Origin of the sequence: Thioclava indica (assembly GCF_000714545.1) — a bacterium.
GTDB lineage: Bacteria > Pseudomonadota > Alphaproteobacteria > Rhodobacterales > Rhodobacteraceae > Thioclava > Thioclava indica.
In genome coordinates this window covers 20,323-42,154 of sequence record NZ_AUNB01000028.1, presented here as the reverse complement: position 1 = coordinate 42,154, position 21,832 = coordinate 20,323, and the positions used below count along the sequence as shown (strand labels likewise).

Annotated in this window: 23 protein-coding genes; 8 read left to right on the top strand and 15 right to left on the bottom strand. The window is 57.9% G+C overall.

Annotation, left to right across the window (positions count from 1 at the left end):
• Positions 1-181: hypothetical protein (locus DT23_RS19875; protein WP_205618233.1), on the top strand; the 181-nt coding region annotated here is incomplete at its 5' end.
• 24 nt (positions 182-205) lie between these two features.
• On the opposite strand, the gene DT23_RS20185 is transcribed toward DT23_RS19875, so the two are convergent.
• From DT23_RS20185 to DT23_RS09765, 4 genes are read right to left on the bottom strand one after another with little or no spacing between them, the layout of a single operon-like run.
• Positions 206-511 (bottom strand): substrate-binding domain-containing protein, encoded by a 306-nt coding sequence (locus DT23_RS20185; protein ID WP_162177213.1) that lies wholly within the window; start codon positions 509-511, stop codon positions 206-208.
• Positions 474-749 carry a substrate-binding domain-containing protein gene (locus tag DT23_RS20180; RefSeq protein WP_051697198.1) on the bottom strand — a complete coding sequence of 92 codons (276 nt, stop codon included), beginning with the start codon at positions 747-749 and terminating at the stop codon, positions 474-476. The genes DT23_RS20185 and DT23_RS20180 overlap by 38 nt, the downstream gene beginning before the upstream one ends.
• Positions 746-988, bottom strand: a complete 243-nt coding sequence (locus tag DT23_RS19705; RefSeq protein WP_051697197.1) for a type 1 periplasmic-binding domain-containing protein — start codon at positions 986-988, stop codon at positions 746-748. Before DT23_RS19705 ends, DT23_RS20180 begins: the two co-directional genes overlap by 4 nt.
• 14 nt (positions 989-1,002) lie before the next feature.
• Positions 1,003-1,449, bottom strand: a complete 447-nt coding sequence (locus tag DT23_RS09765) for an MgtC/SapB family protein (RefSeq protein ID WP_038130811.1) — start codon at positions 1,447-1,449, stop codon at positions 1,003-1,005.
• Positions 1,450-1,621: 172 nt separating this feature from the next.
• On the opposite strand from DT23_RS09765, the gene DT23_RS09760 reads away from it, so the two are divergent.
• Positions 1,622-2,137, top strand: a complete 516-nt coding sequence (locus tag DT23_RS09760; protein ID WP_038130810.1) for a DUF421 domain-containing protein — start codon at positions 1,622-1,624, stop codon at positions 2,135-2,137.
• A gap of 512 nt (positions 2,138-2,649) precedes the next feature.
• On the opposite strand, the gene gndA is transcribed toward DT23_RS09760, so the two are convergent.
• The 7 genes from gndA to DT23_RS19495 all read right to left on the bottom strand — a co-directional run bounded on the left by gndA (position 2,650) and on the right by DT23_RS19495 (position 10,109).
• On the bottom strand, positions 2,650-4,059 hold the full coding sequence (gndA, locus tag DT23_RS09755; RefSeq protein WP_038130808.1) for an NADP-dependent phosphogluconate dehydrogenase: 1,410 nt from the start codon (positions 4,057-4,059) through the stop codon (positions 2,650-2,652).
• Positions 4,060-4,374: 315 nt separating this feature from the next.
• On the bottom strand, positions 4,375-6,279 hold the full coding sequence (locus tag DT23_RS09750) for an ABC transporter ATP-binding protein (protein ID WP_051697196.1): 1,905 nt from the start codon (positions 6,277-6,279) through the stop codon (positions 4,375-4,377).
• Positions 6,279-7,244 (bottom strand): phosphoenolpyruvate carboxykinase (ATP), encoded by a 966-nt coding sequence (locus DT23_RS09745; RefSeq protein WP_051697195.1) that lies wholly within the window; start codon positions 7,242-7,244, stop codon positions 6,279-6,281. The genes DT23_RS09750 and DT23_RS09745 overlap by 1 nt, the downstream gene beginning before the upstream one ends.
• Positions 7,241-9,118 carry an asparagine synthase-related protein gene (locus DT23_RS09740; RefSeq protein WP_038130807.1) on the bottom strand — a complete coding sequence of 626 codons (1,878 nt, stop codon included), beginning with the start codon at positions 9,116-9,118 and terminating at the stop codon, positions 7,241-7,243. Before DT23_RS09740 ends, DT23_RS09745 begins: the two co-directional genes overlap by 4 nt.
• Entirely contained in the window at positions 9,115-9,585 is a 471-nt protein-coding gene (locus DT23_RS09735) for a lasso peptide biosynthesis B2 protein (RefSeq protein WP_051697194.1), read from the bottom strand. Before DT23_RS09735 ends, DT23_RS09740 begins: the two co-directional genes overlap by 4 nt.
• Complete coding sequence (locus DT23_RS09730; protein WP_038130806.1) at positions 9,582-9,845, bottom strand: PqqD family protein; 264 nt, start codon at positions 9,843-9,845, stop codon at positions 9,582-9,584. Before DT23_RS09730 ends, DT23_RS09735 begins: the two co-directional genes overlap by 4 nt.
• Before the next feature lie 123 nt (positions 9,846-9,968).
• Entirely contained in the window at positions 9,969-10,109 is a 141-nt protein-coding gene (locus DT23_RS19495; RefSeq protein ID WP_156023913.1) for a putative RiPP precursor, read from the bottom strand.
• 343 nt (positions 10,110-10,452) lie between these two features.
• Here DT23_RS19495 and DT23_RS09725 point away from each other — a divergent pair, with 343 nt between their 5' ends.
• A complete protein-coding gene (locus DT23_RS09725; protein ID WP_051697193.1) occupies positions 10,453-11,583 on the top strand; it encodes a nucleotidyltransferase family protein in 1,131 nt (376 codons plus the stop codon).
• A complete protein-coding gene (locus DT23_RS09720; protein WP_038130804.1) occupies positions 11,580-12,575 on the top strand; it encodes a glycosyltransferase family 2 protein in 996 nt (331 codons plus the stop codon). Before DT23_RS09725 ends, DT23_RS09720 begins: the two co-directional genes overlap by 4 nt.
• 6 nt (positions 12,576-12,581) lie before the next feature.
• Here DT23_RS09720 and DT23_RS09715 read toward each other — a convergent pair whose 3' ends face one another.
• The 3 genes from DT23_RS09715 to DT23_RS18575 form a co-directional block, all read right to left on the bottom strand.
• The gene (locus DT23_RS09715; RefSeq protein ID WP_162177211.1) at positions 12,582-13,790 is read right to left on the bottom strand and encodes a polysaccharide biosynthesis/export family protein; all 1,209 of its coding nucleotides are present in this window, start codon (positions 13,788-13,790) and stop codon (positions 12,582-12,584) included.
• Entirely contained in the window at positions 13,777-14,490 is a 714-nt protein-coding gene (locus tag DT23_RS09710; RefSeq protein WP_081847071.1) for a sugar transferase, read from the bottom strand. Before DT23_RS09710 ends, DT23_RS09715 begins: the two co-directional genes overlap by 14 nt.
• Before the next feature lie 409 nt (positions 14,491-14,899).
• Positions 14,900-16,033, bottom strand: a complete 1,134-nt coding sequence (locus tag DT23_RS18575; RefSeq protein WP_051697192.1) for a glycosyltransferase family 2 protein — start codon at positions 16,031-16,033, stop codon at positions 14,900-14,902.
• 149 nt (positions 16,034-16,182) lie between these two features.
• Here DT23_RS18575 and DT23_RS09700 point away from each other — a divergent pair, with 149 nt between their 5' ends.
• From DT23_RS09700 to DT23_RS09685, 4 genes are read left to right on the top strand one after another with little or no spacing between them, the layout of a single operon-like run.
• Positions 16,183-17,649: a lipopolysaccharide biosynthesis protein gene (locus DT23_RS09700; RefSeq protein WP_162177209.1), complete on the top strand. Its 1,467-nt coding sequence runs from the start codon at positions 16,183-16,185 to the stop codon at positions 17,647-17,649.
• A 39-nt stretch (positions 17,650-17,688) separates the two neighbouring features.
• Positions 17,689-18,333, top strand: a complete 645-nt coding sequence (locus DT23_RS09695) for a sulfotransferase family 2 domain-containing protein (RefSeq protein WP_081847067.1) — start codon at positions 17,689-17,691, stop codon at positions 18,331-18,333.
• 34 nt (positions 18,334-18,367) lie between these two features.
• Positions 18,368-19,537, top strand: a complete 1,170-nt coding sequence (locus tag DT23_RS09690; protein WP_038130797.1) for a glycosyltransferase — start codon at positions 18,368-18,370, stop codon at positions 19,535-19,537.
• A complete protein-coding gene (locus tag DT23_RS09685; protein ID WP_051697190.1) occupies positions 19,534-20,361 on the top strand; it encodes a sulfotransferase family protein in 828 nt (275 codons plus the stop codon). Before DT23_RS09690 ends, DT23_RS09685 begins: the two co-directional genes overlap by 4 nt.
• A gap of 3 nt (positions 20,362-20,364) precedes the next feature.
• Here DT23_RS09685 and DT23_RS09680 read toward each other — a convergent pair whose 3' ends face one another.
• Positions 20,365-21,594, bottom strand: a complete 1,230-nt coding sequence (locus DT23_RS09680) for a glycosyltransferase family 2 protein (protein ID WP_162177207.1) — start codon at positions 21,592-21,594, stop codon at positions 20,365-20,367.
• Positions 21,595-21,832: the final 238 nt, after the last annotated feature.

Here is a 21,832-nt window from a genome sequence, read left to right as displayed (position 1 = left end):
GTTTCTGACGGTCGACGGCCCGGCCCGGCTTATCGGTCCGGAGTGTCCGGTTCTGGCAGACGGCGCGACGGGGTGCTGGCTGCGGCTAAGCGGTGATTGTGGCAGCGTACGTCTGACAGCGCGCCTGCGTGAGCACAGCGCGCAAACGCAAATAGAGATCGTTGCGTCAGTTCAGCAATAGGCGATCAGTGTCCCCAGCAAGGCCCTATCCATCACGCCGGGTCGAGCGTCGCGGCATGATTTCGAAACCGAGATCGACGATCTTGTCCTCTGGGCTCGCGCACCCCGACAATGCGTCAAGAATAAGCTGAACTGCGCCCTCCCCCATTTCGCGGCGAAACGTGCGCACCGATGTCAGCGACGGCTCGGCCGCGCCCATCATCTCCATATCGTTGAACCCGCAGATCCCAAGATCTTGCGGAATACGCAGATTGCGCCGCTGCGCTTCAAACATCGCACCCAGCGCAAGATCGTCATTGATGCAAAATATTGCGTCGGTTTGTGGGGGCAACCTCCAAAAACTCCGCCAGCAAATGCCCGCCCAGCGTGACCGATGAGGGCCGCGTGGTGGTGTGAATGCGCCGCTCCTCGCTTAGCCCGCGCGCGCGCAATTCATCGCGAAACCCCTGCAGGCGGCGTTGCGTGCGCGGATCCATACGCGCGCCGAGGAAACCGGGGTGACGATAGCCCTGAGCGATCAGATGCGCTGTTGCGGCCCGCGCGGCTTGATAGTGCGAAAATCCGATCATCCGATCATCCGGTCGTGGGGCGCGGGACCCGTCTCCATGATCTGGACAACGGGGCAATCGGCCTCTTGCAATGGCGCTTTTGCGGCGTCGGTCTGGTCGATCCCGGTCACAATCAATCCCGCCGGGCGCTGACGTAGAAACAACCGGATCAAATTCTCTTCCGAGAGCGGCGCGTAGCGCGAATAGCCAAGTTGAACCGAATGGCGCGTGCCCTCCACCGCCGAATAAATTCCATCCATCCATGACGGTCCTCCTACTTATTGCCCCGAATGTGAAGCCAGTCGAAAATATTCAAAACCACGAAAATCAGCACCGAAATGAAAGCCGCCTCTTTCAGGAAGCCCAGCCCGCAGGCGATGCCGATCGCCCCGACAGCCCAAATGGCCGCACCGCTGCGGATGCCCTTCAGCCGTCCGTCGTCCCGCGGGGACATGATCGCGCCAGCTCCGAGAAACCCGATACCGCCGACGATCCCTTGGATCAGGCGCGTGGGGTCGATCATTATCGCGTCATCCTCGACCGTGCCACTCAGCGCGAAGTTGAGCGTGACGGTCATCAGGGCGGCAGATCCGATGGCGACCAAGACAAACGCCCCGGCACCCAGAGGCTTTCCCTTGATTTCACGGTCGAGACCGACGACCAGTCCGCACCCGCCCGAGAACAGGACACGCAGGACAAACTCACTGAAATCGACCATCATCCGAAAACCTCATCCTTCAAAATGACTGGGTTAGACCTATCCTTTAGCAGATACTGGCCGATTCCGGTTTAATCTAAATTGAGACGCAGCGTGCCAAGGCCGCCTATGGTGACGCTTCGAACCTTGGAAATGCGGTGCCGTAGGTAAACCATTCGGACATAGGAGAGAGCGCATGTTTTTTGATGAACCTGTCATTGACGCCCTTGCCAAGGGCTCCATCCTGAGTGTGTTCGCACTCTTCTGGATCATATTGCTGGTTCGCATCGTCGGGTTGAGGTCGTTCTCGAAGATGACCAATTTCGATTTCGTGATGACCGTGGCCATGGGGTCGCTGCTGGCCGGGGCATCGCAGTCGCAGCAGTTGACCGGATTTCTTCAGGCGCTGGCAGCGATGGCCAGCCTTTTTGCCGCGCAGTATTGCGTCTCTCGGCTTCGGCAATGGTCGCGACGTCTGGATACGCTGGTTCAGAATACACCAACCCTGCTTATGAAGGATGGTGTCATCCTCCATGATGCCTTGCGCAGGACCCGCGTGGCCGAGGAGGATCTGATAGCGAAGCTGCGCGAAGCAAACGCGCTTGAAATTTCGTCCGTCCGTGCCGTGGTGCTGGAGACGACCGGCAATATTTCGGTTCTTCACGGCGATCATGTGAATGACGCCCTGTTTAAGGGCGTCGCTAAAATCTGATATGAAAACGACACCTGCTTTGCGTTCAGCAGCTTTCATCTGACATTGGCCGTAGTCGGGTGCATCGTGATCGTGTCCCGCTGGTTTGAGCGGCTCGCGCGTTCGTCTATCTTGATCTGATCATCATCGCGCAAGATTTGGCCGCCGGTGAATGGGACCTGCGATGGGCCTGTCGCTGCGGCGTGACGAGGAGAGTACCGTCGCGTAAAGGTTTACCGGTTTCAGGTAGTGCACGCCCCGGAAATCAATAGCCATCTGCGTCAACCCGCCTGCCCTTGTTTTGCCAAGCGTAGGGGGACCCTCTACCGGACTGAAAGGCCAGCCCTCGTTTGCGACAGAGCCCTCTGGGGCGACCATGTCGCCGAGATGGTGGCTTGAAATCCGCCGACATGATCTTGCAAAAATACGCCACAACACCTTGGCAATGCCGCACCGGCCACCTTCAAGTCGCGGACCGGTCAATCGGAAGCAGGTAATGTGACAACATCCTCGGGGGGAGGTAAAACGCGCGCTTACATCGCCCAGGGGCCGTGGAAATCCGTGCCATCGCGATCCGTCCGCTCGAAGCCGTGCGCGCCGAAGAAGTCGCGCTGACCCTGGATCATGTTGGCGGTGCCGCGTTCGGTGCGCATCGTGTCGAAATAGCTCAGCGCCATCGACAGGGCCGGAACGGCGAGGCCATAACGGGCCGCGACGCCCACCACCTTGCGCAGCGCCGCGTGATGGGTCTTGAGCAGGGCCGCGAAATAGGGCGCATACATCAGGTTGCGCTCGGGCGCGTCGGTCAGCGCGCGTGCCATATCATCGAGCATCGCAGAGCGGATGATACAGCCGTCACGCCAGATCAGTGCGATCTCGGGCAGTGGCAGATCCCAATCGAAGGGCGCATTGGCCGAACGCAGCATTTCGAACCCCTGCGCATAGCACAGGATCTTGCCCGCGATCAGTGCGTGTTCAAGGTCATCGGCGCTCAGCGTACCTTCGGGCAACGCTTCGGGGGCGGCCCCGAAAAGATCCTGCCCCTCCTTGCGCGCCTCGAGCCGAGCCGACAGGTTGCGCGCCATTACGGCGGCCTCGATCACCGGAACGGGGGCGGCGAGATGCTGCGCCTCGATCACGGTCCAGCGTCCGGTGCCCTTCTGGCCCGCGCGGTCAAGGATGATGTCGAGCATCGGCTTGCCGCTATCGGGATCGGCGGTGCGGGCGACCTTGCCGGAGATCTCGATCAGGTAGGATTTCAGGGGGCCGTCATCCCACTTGGCAAAGGCGTCGCCGCACGCCTGTGCGCTCATCTTCATCCCATCGCGCATCACGCCATAAATCTCGGCGATCATCTCCATGTCGGCATATTCGATGCCGTTATGCACGGCTTTCACGAAATGACCGGAGCCGCCCTTGCCCATGAAACCCGCGCAAGGGGTGCCGTCGAACTTGGCCGCGATCGCAGTGAGGACGGGCGCCACACGGTCCCAGTCCTGCTGTTCGCCCCCGCCCATGATTGCGGGACCGTTGCGCGCGCCTTCCTCACCGCCCGAGACGCCAATCCCGAGAAAGCGCGGGCCGGCCTTGGCGGCCTCTGCCGCGCGGCGGTCGGTGTCGTGGAAATTCGCGTTACCTGCATCAATGATCAGATCATCGGGATCAAGATAGTCGCGAAGTGCTGCGATCTGCTGGTCCACGGGATCGCCCGCAGGCACCATCAGGATAATCGCGCGTGGCTTGGCGATGGCGTGCACCAGCGCTTCAATCGTCTCGCAGGGCGTGATTTTCGAAGCGAGCGCGCCCGCATTTTCGTGGAAGGTCTTCGTCACGCTCGTGGTGCGGTTGAATACAGCGATGTCAAAGCCCTTTTCGGCGATGTTAAGCGCAAGCATGGCGCCCATGGTGCCAAGACCGATCAGACCGATTTGCGAGTGTGACACGAGGTTTTTCTCCGAAATAGCGGGGCGGACGATAGCCGCCTTCTGGGTCTTAAGGTCAGGCCGCAAGCCAGAACCCGAATGAAGCAGCGAATGCGAGGGCCGTTATAATACCTTGCAGCTATGGGGTGAAAGCAGGACGTGGTCTTTCATGCGGCTTCAGTGAAGAGTTTGTCCAGAAAGTCGACCTCGATGGCAACCCCGATTCATCCGCTCGCGAACTGTTGCTAACAGATGGTGCGGAGTGCCTAGCAACTGTGTCTATTCAGACTACGGACTGGGCGATCATCTTTTTTGCAACAGAATTAAGAACTTATCCTAAGTGTCGGACTGCGTAAGCTCCTTTTGCATCATTGTCCAAAACACACCATTTTTGCGCGACAGCAAGTCTTCCGCTGTTCCCGCCTCGATCAGGCGACCACTTTCCAATGCGTAGACCTGATCGGCAAAAGCCACCATCGACGGGCGATGTGCGATCGTCAAAATGGTCATGCCTGCACGGGCCATTTTCTTGACAGAGGCTGCGATATGCTCTTGGGCCTCCCAGTCAAGCGCGCTCGTTGCCTCATCCAGAACCAGAAAATCGGGAAGGCGCAAAAAGGCGCGCGCCAGTGCGATCCGCTGACGCTCACCGCCCGACAGCTGTACGCCGCGATCGCCAAGCAAAGACTCAAGCCCGTCGGGGAGCCGTCGCACGAACCCGCTTGCATAGGCCAGATCGAGTGCCTGCCAAAGATCATCATCAGCACACTCCCGCTGCGTCAGCGCGGTCAGGTTTTCGCGTAGCGACAGGTTCATCAGAAAATTGTCCTGCGCGACATAGGCGACCCGATCACGCCACCCCCGCAACTCGGACGGCTGCAAAACCCGGTCGTCTAGATACAAAGCTCCCGATTGCGGACGGATCAGGCCGGTCACCAGATCGGCGACCGTGCTTTTGCCCGAGCCGGAGGCGCCGATCAGCGCGGTGACCCTCCCCGCCTCGATGCTCAGTGACAGCGTGTCGAGCGACGGCTGCGCGCCGCCCACATAGTGATACACGACATTTTCAAGCCGGATTTCGTGTTGGAACGTGACCGGAGCACTATGATCCTGCACCGAGGTATCGACCGCCTTAACAAGATCATCGCGCAGTTTGCTCACATGACGCCATGCCGACAAATCCTGTAAAAGCTGCTGGAACTGTGCTTGCAGCCCCAGGAAACGCGGCGCGATCCGCATCGCAACCAGCAACATCACGACCAGCCGTGCAAAGCTGAGGTGCAGCCATGTCACCGCAACCAGAATGAAGGTCGCGGCGCCGAGCGTAATCATAATCTGGAAAATGCCCGAGCCGGTCGCATTCTGGCGCGCGAAGACGCCCGCATCATGCTTGTTGCGATACAGCAGGGTTTCAAACTCACGATAGAATTTCTGCTCGCTATTGGTGGCGCGCACGCTTTTAAGCCCTCCTAGAAAATCAGAGACGGTGCCAAACTGTCGCCGCCGGGATTCTTGCAACAACGTGCCAAAACGGGCGGCGCGGTGGCGAAAGGGCCGCATGATCGTCAGTGCGATCACGCCGAAAATGATCATCACCAAAGTCATCGGAAGCGAGACCAAAGCGCTCATGATCAAATAGATCAACAGCATCACGATGCCCTGCACGATCATCAGCAGGTAATAGCCACAAGTCGAGATGCGTTCGACCTCTCCCGTCAGCGCGTGCTCCAATTCGCTTCCCGACATACGCGTGATCTTGTCCCACCGCGCGCGCGCCAGCGCCGAGAACAGCGACAACCGGCACTGGTTGGTGAAATCAAACAGCAGGTCGCTCATGAAGGCCGTTTTCGAGCGGTTGAACAACACCTGCACCACCACGAGAGACACGAAAGACGCCAGCAAAACCGGCAGGCTGATCGAGACGTCCGGCAGTGAAAACCCTGCGATATGGTGATCGCCCAGATTGAGCCGCCCGGCGCCACTGCCATCGGCCAGAATAACCTTCAACACCGGCAGCAATAGCAAGATCGAAAAGCCTTCGGTCAGCCCGCTCAGGATCATCAAGACCAGCGCGATCCAGAACTTGCCACGTCCTGTCGCACCAAGACCGGCAAAGATTTCACGCAACGACTGCATAACCGAGCCGATGCCCGCCACGCCGGCATCGACGGCCCCCGCAGCTACAGCCCTTTTGGCTGCGGCGCACTCAGTCGTGGAGCGGGTGGCGGGTGCGTCGGTCATTATCGGGGCTCGCTCTGGGCAAGATCGGCGCGGATCACTTCGGCCAGACCATCAAGGCGGGCAAGAGATCCGGGCAATATCAACCGCCGCACGGGAATGGTATTTGCCGCATCCACAGCCGCGCGGAAATGCGCGCCTGCATCCGCGCCGCGCAGCGCCCCCTCACCGAAGCGGGCGGCATAGGCAAAGCGCAACACCGCAGGCAGGGCCTGCGCACCCGGCAGCGGCACAATGCGGGCAACATCGCCGGTTCCACGTTCGAGCAGATACATCCGGCGTGCGGGCGGTTTTTCGCGCACAATCGCCCCGGGCACCAAAACCCGAATTTTATCGATCGCATCATGGACCTGCGGGCGCGCGACCCAATCGCTACCAGCCAGTTGATGCGCCAGATTTTCCGGCGCGATCTTGATTTGGGAAAAGCCTGGAACGATGTGCCCCGCCCCCGGCGTCAAGGCGACCAGATCATCTGCCAGTAGCGACGCGCCTGCGCGCAACAAGGCTGCAACCGACGATGATTTCCCCGTTCCCTTATCAGCCAGAAACGCAACGCCCTGCTCATCGATCAGCGCCGCGCTGGCGTGCAATACGAACATCGAATTACGCCGCAGCACCTCGGAGAGGACCGGGCCTAACAGCGGAAATGCAATCAGGTCATCACTGACGCCCGCCGCCCGCTCAACCTGCACGTCGCACCCGTCATGCGAAACATGAAAGCGCCCCACAGTCTGCCACCAGAATGTTGCGCCGGTTTCATCGAAGGCAAATGCCGTCGCTTGCGCCCGAGTTGTCTCATCCAAACTTATTCGGGCGTTGCGGACGACAACGACGGGGGCGTCCATTTTATGATCGGATGTGTCAGCCGCCAGTTCGGGCAAAACGATATCTGACTGGATGCTGAGGCCGTAGCTGGAATAGCGGTGCATTCCCTTCAAGGCTTTGGCAACATTGGCGGAAGCTGTCATGACGGCACCTCACTTTCGGATCGCCCGATTGGCTGTTGCATCCGCAGCCAGCGATCAAGCCAGTACAAACGCCACAGCGGCTTGAGCGGCTCTGCACCGCTTTCGGGATCATCAAGCGCTGCGCTGAGCGCGCTGGCGGCCTCGGGGGTGATAAAGGCTTGCAAATGCGGCGGCACCATCTTGCACAAACGTGCCAGATCCTGACGAACGTCGCTGCCGACACCGGCCAAAAGATTAGGCGTGAAGTCGATCTTGTCGCGCCGCAAACGCACGGTTTCGGGTAAAATCCCCTTCATCGCGCGGCGCAACAATGCGCGGGGCTGACCGTCTGCAATTTTCTCGCGGCTATGTTGTCCCAAGGTGATCGCAACGACGTGGCGATCGTAAAATGGATAGCGCAGCTCTATGCCGCTGTGGACGCCAGCGCGGTCAAGTATTTCAAACCCGGTTCCGGTCCCGGCATTCTGGATCAGTTGGGCATGTCGACGCTGCGTTTCTGGCAGATGCTCGTGCGTATAGGTTAACGCATCTGGCAGCGCGGGCTCATCGGCCAGACGTTTCGCCCAATGCGCAGACAACAGGTCAAGTTGCGCCCCCCGGTTTGGCGCGTAAGACACCCCGCAAAGCCGAAGCGCCCCCCGTACCGGGCGCGGCCCATGTCTGCGCAACGCCCGTGCCATCAAGGCGCGCGGCCCGAGGGGCAACGGATCAAAGGCGTTGCGCTGGCGCAGCGACGTCCAAAGCGCGCCCCAATGATGTTGCCGCGCCAGTTCTGCGTAATACCACACGCCCGTGCCGATCACCTCGTCACCACCATGCCCCTCAATCACGGCGCGCGCTCCGCTAGCCGCGACAGCACGATACGTCTGATAGGCCGTTGCCTGACCCGGTGCAAAGAACGGATAGCCTTGCTCGCGCAGACGTTGTTCGGGGTCGTCAAACGAAGCGCCGGTTACTGCCTGTTCATCAATCCCCTTGATGTTGCCCAAGGCGCGAACAGCGTCGATATAGACGCCCTCATCAAGTGCAGGCATATCACGGTAACGCATGGAAATTGCGCGGATAGGATCAGGGGAATGACGCGCGGCCAGACAGGTCATTGCGCTGGAATCCAGCCCGCCGCTCAGCAGTGTCGCGCAATCGCCCTGCAGGCGTAGTCTTACAGCGCGATCAAGCGCTTCGGCCAGCGCCTCCGGGGCCTCAGAGGCCGCAACGTCGCGCGCCTCGATCTGCCACCACGACCGCACCTTGACGCCTGCATTTTCGCACACCACCATATGCCCGGCAGGCACGCGGAATATATCACGAAAGGCGGTTCGGCGCGGATCACTTTCATCGCCTGCAAGAAACCGGGCGATCCAACCGTCATCCAGGCTCTCCCCGGAACAAGCAAGCGCCGCCGGCTCGCTGGCAAAGGAAATCTCTTCTGATTTTGCCTTGAAAGCTAATGGCTTGACACCAAACCTGTCACGCACACCGCATAAACGCTGACGCGCGCCATCCCAGATCACAAACGCAAATTCGCCCTCGATCTTAGGGCACATATCGAGCCCCCACCGATCATAGGCGGCCAAAATCGCACAAGCATCGTCTTGATAAGGACAACCCGCGGCCTTCGCCAAATCCGGACCATTGATAATCGCCAGATCACCGCTCAGAACCGGCCCGTCGGGGCGCTGGCGCCACGGTCCGATGCCTCCGTGCGTGGCGACGCCCGTGTCAAGGTAAAGATGCGCCAGAGCCGCCCGGCCATCGCATATTCTGGCGTGACCATGTGCCCCTCGATGACGCAGGCGTCCCGTTATCTCATCAAGCAGTGCTTCAGACCGGGCCGGATCTCCGGTCAGGGTGAGAACTGCGGCCACGCCGCTCATTCGATACCTTCATGCGCCGGCATTTCGACTGGACGTTCAAATCGACGATGACGGGCATAATCAAGCGATGTGCCGCCCAAAACAATCGTCTCCCCGCTCAGGAGCCAGGCATGAGGGCGAAACCCCTTTGACGTGTCCATCGGCAAGCTCAACTCAACCACGGTCTCCCAACCGCGACGTGCCAATAGCCAACGCCCCGCCATCGCTTGCGTCAGGCAACTCGCCCCCGGCACAAGGCGCGCGCTGGCAGCAACTGCCCACGCAACTTCGCGCATATCATGAAGATGCATCTGGGGATCGGGCGCCGCGCGTTTATTGCGAGCATGCGCCTTGTCGATCTGCGCCTGAAGCCGATGGGTTGCGCGCAAGCTAAGTACAAGGCGCGTCGTCACCACGACCAAACCCGACAGGCACAGCACGCGCAAGGAATGCAGCGAGCCGGTTGACCTGTGCCGCTGCTTGATCACGGGAATGTCTCGACCAGGTTTTGTGTGGCCATGTCCGATAGCAGGCTTTCGATATCAGGCTTGCAAACCTCTGCGGTGACATCGAATTCCTCGGTCACTGCCGCAACGATTGTGGCGATATCCGCGCCGGGAACCAGCGCGGCCCAAACGGTCGCACCGACCGGATCAAGACTGTAATATATGTTGGTTTGCAAATTGAGCACGGCGATCCCGTCAGCATAATCGCAAGCAACACAATTCGAAAATGGCCGATAATTCATGCCGGATACCTACTTAAAATTCAACCTGCGCCCATCAAGACATTTTCAACGGCGCTAAAGCCAGGGCGCGCGTCGACGCGCCCTGGGAATTTTTTTTTGCAACGTGATCTCTGGTCAGACAGTTCAGGAAAAGGTCAGATGGCTGAACGGAGTGCCATCCGGGAACATATGATCCAGTTCCGATCCGGTGCTCTGGCCATGTGTCATGTCCTCAAGCTTACCGTGTTGACGCAAAGTCGGCGTAGCGTAAGTTTTCTTTTGCATATAAATACTCCGCTTTTTGAAAATTTAGCACCTTGAAGGGCTAATTTCGTGAGTCTCCGTCGGCACCCCCCTCACGTCAATTAAATATGGCACCAAACGGCGGCCTCCCTCGGCAATGTGAACGCAGATTCAACCTGAGGGCGAAACCAAAAAATCGCCATATATCCTGACGTGTGGAGCAAGATGCAATATGTCGTAACTTTCCAAACGGCACGCCAAGCCGATTCGCAGCTATTTGATCTACGGGGTCTGTCATTTCACTTGATCGAAGATATCAAATCAATACTCTTCGCGAAACAAATGCTGTCAGCGGCATGCCCATCCGCTAAAAGGAGAGTCCGAGTTGCCGTTTTCTCCTGAAGAATTTGAAAAGGTTCGCGGCCACTCTTGCGACACAGAGCTCAATTATATTTTACTTGCAGCTTCAAGCATTTTCGAGCCGGTTAATTTGCGAGAACATGCCCCCCGCTTTGAAACACTCGACCCTGTGCGCCTGTTCGAACTTGCACGCCTTAACAAAATGCTGAACTTCTTGCCCGCAAATGTAGCAGACCTGCCAAGGGTGTGCGCCGCTCTGGCGCCTGCGATCAACGAGATGCGGCTGCGCACCTTGGCGCTCAATCGACGCGGACTATTGGCGGGGGCCGAAATCTCCACCGCCTTAAATAAAGCGGGCATTGCGCATCTACACTTCAAGGGGCCGCTGCAACAAGTGGCGCTGTATGGCACCTATCTGCAAAAACCCAGCTCCGACGTGGACATCCTTGTTCCGCGATCGCAGCGATCTCATGCCGCGCAATGCGTCGTGGATGCAGGCTATGTGCAACTTGATAGCGCCCATGCGATTTGGTGGGCGCATTTTCTCGATGAGATGCATTTCATCAACCATAAAACCGGTGTCGTTATCGACCTGCATCACGGCGTTCAACAACCCGGCTTGCCACGGCCGCTTGATCTGCCGGGACTTTTCGACCGGCGCTCGGAGATGATCTATGAGGATCTGGCATTCGAGACGCCCTGCCCCGTTGATCGAAGCCTTCTTGCAGCGATATCAATCTCGAAAGCCATGTTATCGCATGAGCCCGCGCTGAGCCTGATCGTTGACCTGCGCGCTACGCTGACACAATTGCGCGAAGCCGACCTGGCCGATCTGCTTATCGCTGCCAGAAACAACGGACTGGAGCAGACCTTGGGGCTTGCGGTTCGCGCGCTTGATGCCACTTTCCCCGATTTCGATAGACCCGATCTACCGCTTCCGATGCCGCTATCGGAGATTGAGGGGCCAACCCTGCGCCCAATGATTGCGACGCCCTGGCTCGACGCGCTCCCTTGGCCGCGGCGGCGGCGGTTGCTGCGCGAACTTTGCGGGAACGCTCCACTTCGGTTCATCCAGGAAAGCACCCGGTCCCTCATGTCGGAAGTCTTGCGAAAATCGCTTGAATACAGGACGGCGCGCAAGAGGGCGACGCTATGAATGCCTCTGTTAAACGCCCGATATGCGTTATTATTCCAGCACATAATGCCGCGAAAACTATCGCAAAGGCTGTGCGCTCTGCGTTGCTTCAGCCCGAGGTCGGTGAGGTCGTCGTCATAGATGATGCCTCAAGTGATGCCACGTCCAAATGCGCACAAGACGCGGCAGACGGCGATGCGCGCCTGACGGTTCTGCACCAGGACACCAACATCGGACCGGCCGCCGGGCGCAATGTCGCGATCGCCCATAGCACTGCGCCGCTGATCGCGATACTGGATGCCGATGACTACTTTTTACCCGGTCGGTTTGCCGACATGCTTGCACGAGATGATTGGGACATGATCGCCGACAATATCGTGTTCGTGCCAGACACGCGGCGCGATCCTGTCACACGGTCCGATGTTGAAGAGACGCGTCAAAAACGCGAATTCAGACTTGAGACATCAGACTTCATTCTAGGAAATATCCCTCGTGCCAGTGCCTATCGCGGAGAGCTTGGGTTCCTCAAACCTTTGATATCTCGACACTTCATCGAACGGTTTGGGCTAAAATATGATGAAACCCTTCGGTTGGGTGAAGACTTCAAGTTTTACGTCGAAATGTTGGCGCATGGTGCGCGCTTTCAAGTCAGCACGCATGTCGGATACGTCGCGTTGGTGCGCGCCGAAAGCCTGAGCGGCCGCCACCGTGCCGCAGATCTGAAAAATCTGCTATTTGCATCGCGTGAACTCTCTAAAATGCTTGCTCCCGATCCAGCAAGCCTGAAGGCTCTGCGCGCCTATCTTCGTGAGTTAAAGGCGCGCTACGTCTTGCACGCGTTTCTTGACATCAAACGAGACTCCGGCTCGGCCAAGGCGTTTGCGTATGCGACCCAAGGGCCACATGTTTTCTGGTTGATCGCGCGTGGCGTATTGCGTGACAAAATCGCCGCCGCACTGAAGAAAAACAAAAGGCCCACCGAAGCCAAACGGTATCTGCTGCCGATGGAATAACCCGGATCATCCTTTTGGGGAGACGCTTTTCAGCTTGAACCCCACGACATCTCCCGGCTTGAGCAGGAAATCAAACTTCGCCGCAATCGGTGCCGTTTGACCGCGACGCGTCACCGTCGCCGTGACGGCCTCATCCGGACTTTCAACCGCAGTCAACATTGTGACGATCTGCTGTTGAAGGTCCCGCTTGGAGCGGGTCTCGGCCAGATCAGACGCCACTTGCTGCAACTCTTTCAGCAGCGTCGCCGAACGGCCTTTGACAATCTCAAGACGATCAGCTTCGGACGCCGCAATGTCTTGTTGAGCGCTCAAAATAGCGCTTCGCGTATCAAGGGCTTGTGTATCAATCGCCGCTGCTGTGCGCTGCGCGTCGAGGAGTCTCGAATTCACCGCAAGCCCTTGATTGGCAAGCTTTCCAATCGCTTTCACTTGCTCCGCCGCCAGGCTGCGTTGTGCATCAAGGGACTTTTGTTTCTGGGTAAGCGTCTTGATTTCATTGGTCAGCAGCTTGATCTGGCCATCAACCAAAGATAGGGATCGCGCGCTTTTATCGGCATTCAAAGCTAGTAACCTGCGCTCGCGATCACGCAAAACTTCCCCCGTCGCGCTGTTTAATAGCGGCGGGAAATCAATGTCGGACTTGCCTGCAATCTCCGCCTTGAGACGCGCCGACTTAGCCCCCAATTCGTCTTCTTTCTGGCTGAGTTCGGTCAACAGCGTCTGCGCCTCAAGCCGCGTGCGCAGCGGGTCAGTGCTTTCGGTGCCCGACAGCGGAACGCCCCCGGCCTGCGCGAGCGCGTCGCGAACAGTCATACCAGCCCTATAATCTTGCGGACCGGCAGTGCGCACCAGGCCAAACACCAGAACCGGGGGGCGCGAAACAATGTTGACGGTCACAGCGGGGACCTCAGAAAGCCCGAGCTGCGACATAAGCCCTTTGCTGATCCTGGCTGCGAAATCACCGGGTTTTGACCCGCCGACGTGCTCCGTGCCCAGAAACGGCAACGCAATCGTGCCGTCGTCATCAACGTGATATTGGGTCGTCCAGCCAGTCCAGTTCTTCAGAGTGTTCGTCGTCAGATCCCAACTCATAACGTGAATTTCAAGCGCGTAGCCGGGTTCGATAGCCTCCGCCGAAGCCATATGCGCAAAGGCCACAATCGCGAAGATTGCGGCCAGAAGCATCCTTATGGAAAGCGCCTTAATGCGCGCCACGAGACAGTAAAACTGCTGGAATGGTGCGAAACAAAATCCAGAGATCCAAAAGTGGACGCCACTGTGTGACATAATAGCGGTCCAGTTTAATCCGCTCGAAGTAGCTGGTATCCGAGCGCCCGCTAACTTGCCACAGGCCAGTAACACCGGGGCGCGAACGCAGATAATGTTTGCGCGAACTGGCGTAAATTTCCAGCTCGTCTTCGACAACCGGACGCGGACCGATAAGGCTCATTTCACCGGTCAGAACATTTACGATCTGCGGCAGTTCATCAAGGCTAAGCTTGCGCAGGACAGCTCCGACCGGCGTCACACGAGGATCATTTTTTAGCTTGCGCTCCTGCTGCCATATCAAACGGTCTTCGGGACATTCACGGAAATGTTTTTCCAGAATGGAATCGCCATTCTCGTACATCGACCGAAACTTCCAGCAACGGAATTTCCGACCGTTAAAACCGATGCGCGTATGGCCGTAAAACACAGGCCCTCGACTTGTAAATTTGATCATTAAAATCAAACCGAGAAACAGTGGAAGACACAGCGACGCAAAGCATATTGCAAATGCTATATCGACGCCGCGTTTGACTTTGCCTCCTATAGGCTCACGAGATCGCAAAAGAGGTGAATATTTCTCATGAAACCGTCTTTCCTCGACAACAGCAGCACCTGTCTCAAATACACGAAAAAGATCGAAGGACATATCCCTCTCCCTTTGCTAAAGGACCCGAATTTGTATAGATTATATTTTTTAAAACTGCCCCACTCTCTCACCCACGAGAAAGCCGACCCGTGATTAAACTACACACAGCATCGCAGAAATCTAGGCGTTGATTATGAATGGTAAAGCAAACGTTACCAGACCATCAGACGTGGTAAGGGAACGGTTACCTGACCTTAGGTTTTGACAGGGCAAAAAATATATTTTTTGCGTTTTGCAAGAATAAGTGCTGAAAAATTAGGCAAAGCAGCGCCGAAACTACGACATATTCTTGGAGCCAGGACGTTCCGATACCGTCATTTCCTCGCGAAGGTCATAGTTTTGCCCGAGTCGCTGTTGGCTTTTATTTTGAACTCCGGCCGATGCCAACGCGACACTGTGCCATCGCGGGCTAAGTTCTCAGGAAGAAACGCGTGATGCTAAGAGAGCGCCTTAGATCATGTTGCGCCAGCGCGCGGCGTAGCTGCCAGCGAATGCTTTTGCGCAGGATATTTCGACAAGCGCTCCCGAGCGGGCCGAGGTGCCGCAACCTGCGCACACGGGCGTGAAGCCCCGTATCTGCAATCAGCTCTGGTGTGCCGAGACTGGAGAGTGACGCGCGCCCCAGCAGGGCACGCTCCAGTGCGCTGAGCCCGCCCCCACCAAGGCGCGCCGCCACTTCAATGTCAGACAATGCCTCAGACCACATTCGCTGGCGCGCCTTGATGGTCGCACGCGCAATGCGCGCTAACCGGGGCCGCGCATCAACGGGGGTCGCCGACCATTCAGCGGGCGAGAACAACTCAGCGTCGCTCAGATCTGCCAACAACTCGGAAAAGATCCGCGCGTTGAAGGCCGCCCAGCGATCGGCATTTTGCGCCGCGGAAAAGCGGTTTCCAGCCTGACCACGCGCACCCTCGTGGTCGCGGTGCCAGAAAACAACTTCATCCAGTTGCACGCCCCGATGGTGCCGCGACAGGCGCAAGATCATCTCGTAATCCTGCGAGCGAACCAGATCGTCTCGAAACGGCCCGACAGCGCCATAAACCCGTGACCGAACCATCAGGCCGGGTTGGAAAATATGACACCCTTCCAACAGATCGGGGAAAATACGCCCTGGCGATGAAGAGCGCATGTAGCCGGGCGCGCGTAGCACCTTGGCACCAGCCACAGGGTCATGGGTGAAATCGAGATGCCGACCGGCGCAAAAATCCAGTGTTGGGTCAGCCTCAAGCGCATGGGCAAGATGCGCGCAGGCGTCAGGGACAAGTATGTCATCGTCATCGACGATCCATATCAAATCCCCCCTGACGCTTGCGAGGCCCCGGTTAAGCGAAACTGCCTTGCCAGCGTTGTCATGGCGCAAAACCCGTAAGCTGTCGCCGTAGTTCGCGAGGAGCGCCGCAGTGCCATCGGTGGATCCATCGTCGATAACAAGAATTTCATCCGGGCACCGCGTTTGAGCAAAGAGGCTTTCCAGCGTCTCGCCGATCAGGTCGGCGCGGTTATATGTCGGCAAAATTACACTGATGAAGGCTGCTGTCATTGCGACCACCCAATCTGTTGATTTGAAAGATGCCGCGCTGGCATCATAATCAGCGAATATACGTTTTTACGATTGTTCTATTGTTCTACTGCACAACTGCGAAAATCATAATATCGGCCATACGGGCCATGTCTTACAAGGACAAAAGCATGGGCGAAGCCAGACGTTCTACCCGCGGTGCGGCGATCATCATGAGCGGCTCGCTTATTCGCATTGCGCTGAATATTCTGGTCGTGTTGCCAATTCTGGCACGCATTCTCAGCCCCGATGAATTTGGCATTGCCGCGATGAGCATGACCCTCTTTGCATTCCTCGCGGTGTTTGGGGACTTCGGACTGGCGCCTGCGATGGTGCGAACACCCAACCCGTCAGACGAGATGTGGGCATCCGCGCTTTGGACGACCCTGATGATCGGAGGGGGCCTCGCGTTTGTGGCATGGCTAAGCGCGCCTTTCCTGGGGGCCTATTACGGTCACCCCGAAATCGTTTCGATGGCGCGCGTTCTTGGATTTGCGATGCTGTTGCAGGTTCTCGGATCGATTCCGATTTGCTGGCTACAAAAGCACCAGCAACTTTCGAAAGTCGCGCTGATCGATCTGATTTCCGTCATCGCATCTGCTGGCACAGCCGTTGTCGCAGCCGTAATGGGGGCAGGCGTTTGGGCGTTAATCGTGCAGCAAGTCGTGTTGGCCGGGGTCAAATTTTTATGCGCCATTGCCTTGTCACGCGTCCCGATTCTGGCGCGCTACAGCTGGGGCGAGATCCGGCATTTGACCGGGTTTTCTCTGCGCTTGACCGCATCCGGTTTCGTGACGTTCCTGAACCGGCAATCCGACACACTCTTGATCGGGCGGTTCATGGGCGCTGATGCATTGGGGCTTTATAGCCGCGCCTATCAACTTATGCAGCTTCCCAATCAGGTTGTGGCGCGCGGAATAAGCTTTGCGGCTTATCCGGCAATGGCCAAGGTCAGTTCCGATCCCGTCTGGCTTAGACTGTTGTTTCTCAAGTTGAACGCCGCCGTCGGGTTGATGGTCATTCCGGTAATGCTTGCGCTTGCAGTGATATCCAAGCCGATCATCGGGTTGCTTCTGGGGCCGCAATGGCTCTCGATTGCGCCGACGTTCACAGTGCTTGCGATCGCCGGTGCTGTTCAGTCGTTAAATACCCCATCAACCGATGCGCTCAAGGTTTTAGGGCACACAGACCGGCTCCTCGCCTGGTCGCTGATCCGGCTGGCGCTGTTTTTACCAAGTTTCGCGATTGGCGTCTGGCTGGGCTCCACGTTCTGGCTTGCGGTTTTGTACACTGGCGCAAATTTGCTGCTGTTCTTTCCCTTTCAGGCAGAAGTCGCCAAGAAACTGGGAATCCCTTTAAAACTGGTGCTCGCGCGCTTTGCGCCCAGCCTGATCGGTGCGCTCGTGATGGTCGCTACCTTGCTTGGGGTTCACGCGCTTTCCCCCCCGCTCTGGGGCGGATCGCTGACAAATGTGCTGCTTCTGTGTGGTATGGCCGCGCTCAGTTTTTTGACTGCGAGCTATGTGACCAATCGCGGCTTCCTTATTGAAAACACCGCCCATCTACGTCACTTCATGCGCGAAAAACGCTCAGCATGAGAGGCGTCCAACAGAAACCTCCCTACACCAGGTGTCCTGATGCTGTACTCACAAGAAAAGAACTTCGTTTTCGTCCATGTATGGAAAACGGCAGGAGAGTCGATCGTTGAAAGTTTTCGGCAGTATTGCGGCGTGCTGTTTCGCAGCCGGGTCGCCAATAAACTGCTTCGCGAAAGCCCCGAGTTTGTGGGGCGTTCGATAAGCTGGCGTGCGCATCTTGCGCATGGCCAACACCTGATGGCACGCGACATCCGCAACATCATGCCCGCGGGACTATACGACAGCACCTATTCGTTCGGCTTCGTGCGCAATCCCTGGGACTGGACGGTTTCGGCCTATGAGTATGCGCGCCAGACACCGGCCAATCCTGAACACAAGATCGCTCTCGGATTTGACAGTCTCAAGGAATACGTCGCTTATCGCGAAGACCATTTTCCGCGCCAGCAAAGTTCGTTTCTATTCGATGAGAACGATGTGCAAATGGTGACACGGATCGGTAGATTCGAAAATTTAGGCGATGATTTTCAGGCGATCGCGAGTGATCTTGGCCTACCGGCCGATCTGCCCAAACGGAATGTCTCCAAACGCAGCCGCGATTGGCGCAGCTATTATGATGACGAAACATATGACCGCGTGGCCAAGCTGTATCGCAAGGATATAGAGCTGTTGGGCTATCACGCCTGAGCGGTCGCGACGTGTCATCCGAAAGGCAGCCTGCATGACCGCGAGCGTATGCGACGTAACTCTAGTGACCGACCCCCGCTTTAGCGGCGGCACGGCGCAGGCCTTTGCAAGCGACGTGAGGGCGTTTCTCGGTGCGGGGATGCGTGTAGGCGTGCATTTCCATCATTCGGGACAGTTTTTTCAAGACAGCGACACAGATAACCGCGATTTGATTGCTCTGCTTGCGCTTGATGGCATCGAGATTTCACCAAGCCGCACACAGACGCTGTTCTTACATAACCCTCAGGTCTTTGGTGCGGCCCAGATCGCCGCGTCAGAACGACCGCTGCGCCTGCCAAAGTGTGAACGGCTGTTTATGGTCGCCCATCACCCGCCGTTTCTGGGCAATGGTGCGCTGTGTTACGATCCGGTTTCGACAGGGCGTGCGCTGGGGCGCTGTATCGGTCACGCGCGACGCATGGAATGGCTGCCGGTCTCGGGTTTGGTGCGCGCGCAATTGCGCAGCTTTCAGCCGTTGATTGCGCTGGCTCCCGAGGACTGGCCAAACTGCTTTGATATAACGCGATGGGTTCCGAGCCGGACCCGACTATCAGGCCCAGATATCGTGATCGGACGACACGGCCGGGCGCATCCCGACAAATGGCCCGATACGCCCGCGCAGATCGCCGCAAGCCTGCCCGCCGGGCCGCACACGCAAGTGCAGGTTCTGGGTGCCGATCCAGAGTTTTTCACCGCGCGCGGGATTGATACAAGCGATTGGGTTTTACTGCCGTTCGGGGCGATTGATCCGGTCAAATTCCTTGATCAGCTTGACCTGTTTTCCTATTTCCACTCATCCGGTTTGCGTGAGGCTTTCGGGCGCACGGTCGCCGAGGCGATGATGATGGGGCTGCCTTGCCTGCTGGACCAGCATCTTCGCCCGACCTTCGGGGCCAATGCGACATATGCCCGCCCGGATGAGGTGCCCGCGATGATCGAACGCATCCGGTCCGATCCCGCGCCGCATCTCGACAGGGCCGCGCAAGCCGCCGCGTGGTGCCGCGCGCAGTTTTCTTCGACGCAAGTCGTCGCACGCTACACCCGGTTGATGGCAGCGGCCTCCCTCCGGTTTGAGCGCGGCGATCGTAGCAGCCCCCCCGGCGTAACACTTAAAAAGTGGGTCGGCTTTCACCGGCGGGCAAGATCGACAAGGATCGCAACATGACGAAAAATACCCCCCTGATGATCGTCGGTGCGCCGCGTTCGGGCAACACTTTGGTGAGGCGCGTCCTGATGGCCTCGGGCCAGATCTATATCCCGCCGGAAACCTATGTTTTAGGCGAATTGATCGAAAACTGGCGCCGCGCGGCCCTGCTGTCATGGCGCGACAAGGTCTGGCTGTTTTGCGCCTATTTCGACCGCCATCCGCACCGTAACGACATGGACATCGCAAGCCTGTCGCCCTTTGCAGATACGGCGGCCAGATGGCCCCGCGCGCAGCGGAATTTGCGCGCGCTGCTGGATGGGTTCTATCGGTTCATGGCTGGCGAGCATGGTTACACTCAGGCGCGCTGGGGCGACAAAACGCCGTGGAACACCGTGCATCTAAAGTCGATCACCCGATTTTATCCCGATGCGCAATACCTGCATTTGCTACGCGACGGGCGCGACTCGGTGGCGTCGCAAGTGCGCGCGGATATGCGCGACATCGACGAGGCCGCACGGCGCTGGATCTCGGCCAATGAGATGTGCGAGCGCCACTTGCGCAAAGTCTCCCACCTTCAGATGCGCTACGAAGACATTGTGCGCGATCCCGAGACCAGCTTTGCCAGGGTTTTCGACTGGGCAGGGTTGAGGTTTGAGAGCCGCTTTCTGACCGAGGTGCCTGCGCGGATGGGGGACGTGACGTTGCGCACGCATCACGCCAATGTGCTAGAACCGATCACACCGCGCTCGATAGGTGGCTGGACACGCAGTTTGGACGCGGCACAGGTAAGCGCCCTGCCCGCGCCGTTTCACGCGATGATGACGAAATACGGCTATGGCTGAGCGTCAGATGACTCCGCGGCCATTCGGGCCGATGATATCTGGTCGGGGCAGTTCAGCCCCCGCTCGATCATCTGGGGCCAACTCTACCTGTGCAGACGCCCAGTCCGGTAGCAACCAAAGAGCCCAAAGCCCGACCGCACCGTAGGCGGTTACCTCAAGCGAATGCGCTGCGGCCAGTCGCGATAGCGCGGCGGCAGCGGGTGCGACCGGGCGCGCCCAAGCTGCCCCCGGCAAAGGCGGTGTCGGGAATGACATGGATGCGCGCGGCTCTTTGTCCGCACCAAGGCCAAGCGTCATCCTGCACCGCTCGGGTTGATCGCCCGAGCGGCGCAGGCCCCGCTCTTTAAAGCTACGCAACAAATCGAAAACCAAACGGGGCCGCCTTCCCATTTGCCCGATCGCGCACGCCCAGCGGCGCGCCTTGAGCATCGCAACCAATGCGGCGAAGGCACGCATATGGGTTAATAACGCGGCCCGTCTGGATAGGAGAGGATGCAATGCGCGATCGGCATCACGCGCAAATCTTTCTTGCGCCTCGAGCATTTTTTCAAGGGCGTCCTCCGAAAGCCGATATGAGAGCGAGGCGGAATGCCTGCGGTAAAGATACATCGGATCGGGCAACAAAAACGCCTGCGTTCCACTTTGCAGCAGCCGCAGATAAAAATCAAAATCCTCTGCGATCACAAGGCGTTCGTCATAACGCAACTTGCCAATCGCTGCCCGCAATATCAGCGGCTTGATATAGCCTAGCGGTGGCAACGGCGCATTCGCAAGATCAGAGGAGATAAGGTCCGTAACGTCGAACGCACGCGGCGCGCTCAGATCCATCGGTTGCAACAAAGTGCGCCCCGCAGCGTTTGGGGTATCACTGAAAAACACCATATCATCCGCGACCATCTGCGCATCAAGTGCGCGCGCGGCCTCCAGCATTCGACGCAAGCGGTCGGGGTGCAAAAGGTCGTCGCTATCCATCACGGCGACCCACTCGCCTTGCGCGACGTCCAGGGCGCGATTGCGTGCCGGCGCCGCGCCTTGGTTTTCCGCTGTCTCGATCAAAACGATCCGGGAATCGCGGGCCATCCAGTCCCGGATCACCGACACAGAGCCATCCGTTGATGCGTCGTCAGCGATGATCAGTTCAAAATCAGGCATTGTTTGGCGCAAGACCGAGGCAATTGCGGCACCGACATAGGTCTGTGCGCAATAATTGGCCATGATTATAGAAACCGTCACCTGCGCCGTCATTTTCGCCCAATCTGCCGTTTCAAAATGCGTTTGATGCATTGAGGCTATTAACAAACAGGAAAGCAATGTTTCCCTAATATATTGAAAGCGACTAGATACCGATCGTTAAAAAACGTGATGTTTCCGTGATGTGTTTTCGTGGCAAGGAATAGACTTGTTTGTCGCAGACTCGGTGGGTTGAATTGCGCAGGTATTGGTACAAAAGTAATAAACACGTCATGTTGCA

Coding starts and splice junctions, on each gene's coding strand:
- DT23_RS20180 (WP_051697198.1), bottom strand. CDS start 749: ATGATCGGATTTTCGCACTATCAAGCCGCGCGGGCCGCAACAGCGCAT.
- DT23_RS19705 (WP_051697197.1), bottom strand. CDS start 988: ATGGATGGAATTTATTCGGCGGTGGAGGGCACGCGCCATTCGGTTCAA.
- DT23_RS09765 (WP_038130811.1), bottom strand. CDS start 1,449: ATGATGGTCGATTTCAGTGAGTTTGTCCTGCGTGTCCTGTTCTCGGGC.
- DT23_RS09760 (WP_038130810.1), top strand. CDS start 1,622: ATGTTTTTTGATGAACCTGTCATTGACGCCCTTGCCAAGGGCTCCATC.
- DT23_RS09750 (WP_051697196.1), bottom strand. CDS start 6,279: ATGACCGACGCACCCGCCACCCGCTCCACGACTGAGTGCGCCGCAGCC.
- DT23_RS09745 (WP_051697195.1), bottom strand. CDS start 7,244: ATGACAGCTTCCGCCAATGTTGCCAAAGCCTTGAAGGGAATGCACCGC.
- DT23_RS09740 (WP_038130807.1), bottom strand. CDS start 9,118: ATGAGCGGCGTGGCCGCAGTTCTCACCCTGACCGGAGATCCGGCCCGG.
- DT23_RS09730 (WP_038130806.1), bottom strand. CDS start 9,845: ATGAATTATCGGCCATTTTCGAATTGTGTTGCTTGCGATTATGCTGAC.
- DT23_RS19495 (WP_156023913.1), bottom strand. CDS start 10,109: ATGCAAAAGAAAACTTACGCTACGCCGACTTTGCGTCAACACGGTAAG.
- DT23_RS09720 (WP_038130804.1), top strand. CDS start 11,580: ATGAATGCCTCTGTTAAACGCCCGATATGCGTTATTATTCCAGCACAT.
- DT23_RS09710 (WP_081847071.1), bottom strand. CDS start 14,490: ATGTCCTTCGATCTTTTTCGTGTATTTGAGACAGGTGCTGCTGTTGTC.
- DT23_RS18575 (WP_051697192.1), bottom strand. CDS start 16,033: ATGACAGCAGCCTTCATCAGTGTAATTTTGCCGACATATAACCGCGCC.
- DT23_RS09700 (WP_162177209.1), top strand. CDS start 16,183: ATGGGCGAAGCCAGACGTTCTACCCGCGGTGCGGCGATCATCATGAGC.
- DT23_RS09695 (WP_081847067.1), top strand. CDS start 17,689: ATGCTGTACTCACAAGAAAAGAACTTCGTTTTCGTCCATGTATGGAAA.
- DT23_RS09690 (WP_038130797.1), top strand. CDS start 18,368: ATGACCGCGAGCGTATGCGACGTAACTCTAGTGACCGACCCCCGCTTT.
- DT23_RS09685 (WP_051697190.1), top strand. CDS start 19,534: ATGACGAAAAATACCCCCCTGATGATCGTCGGTGCGCCGCGTTCGGGC.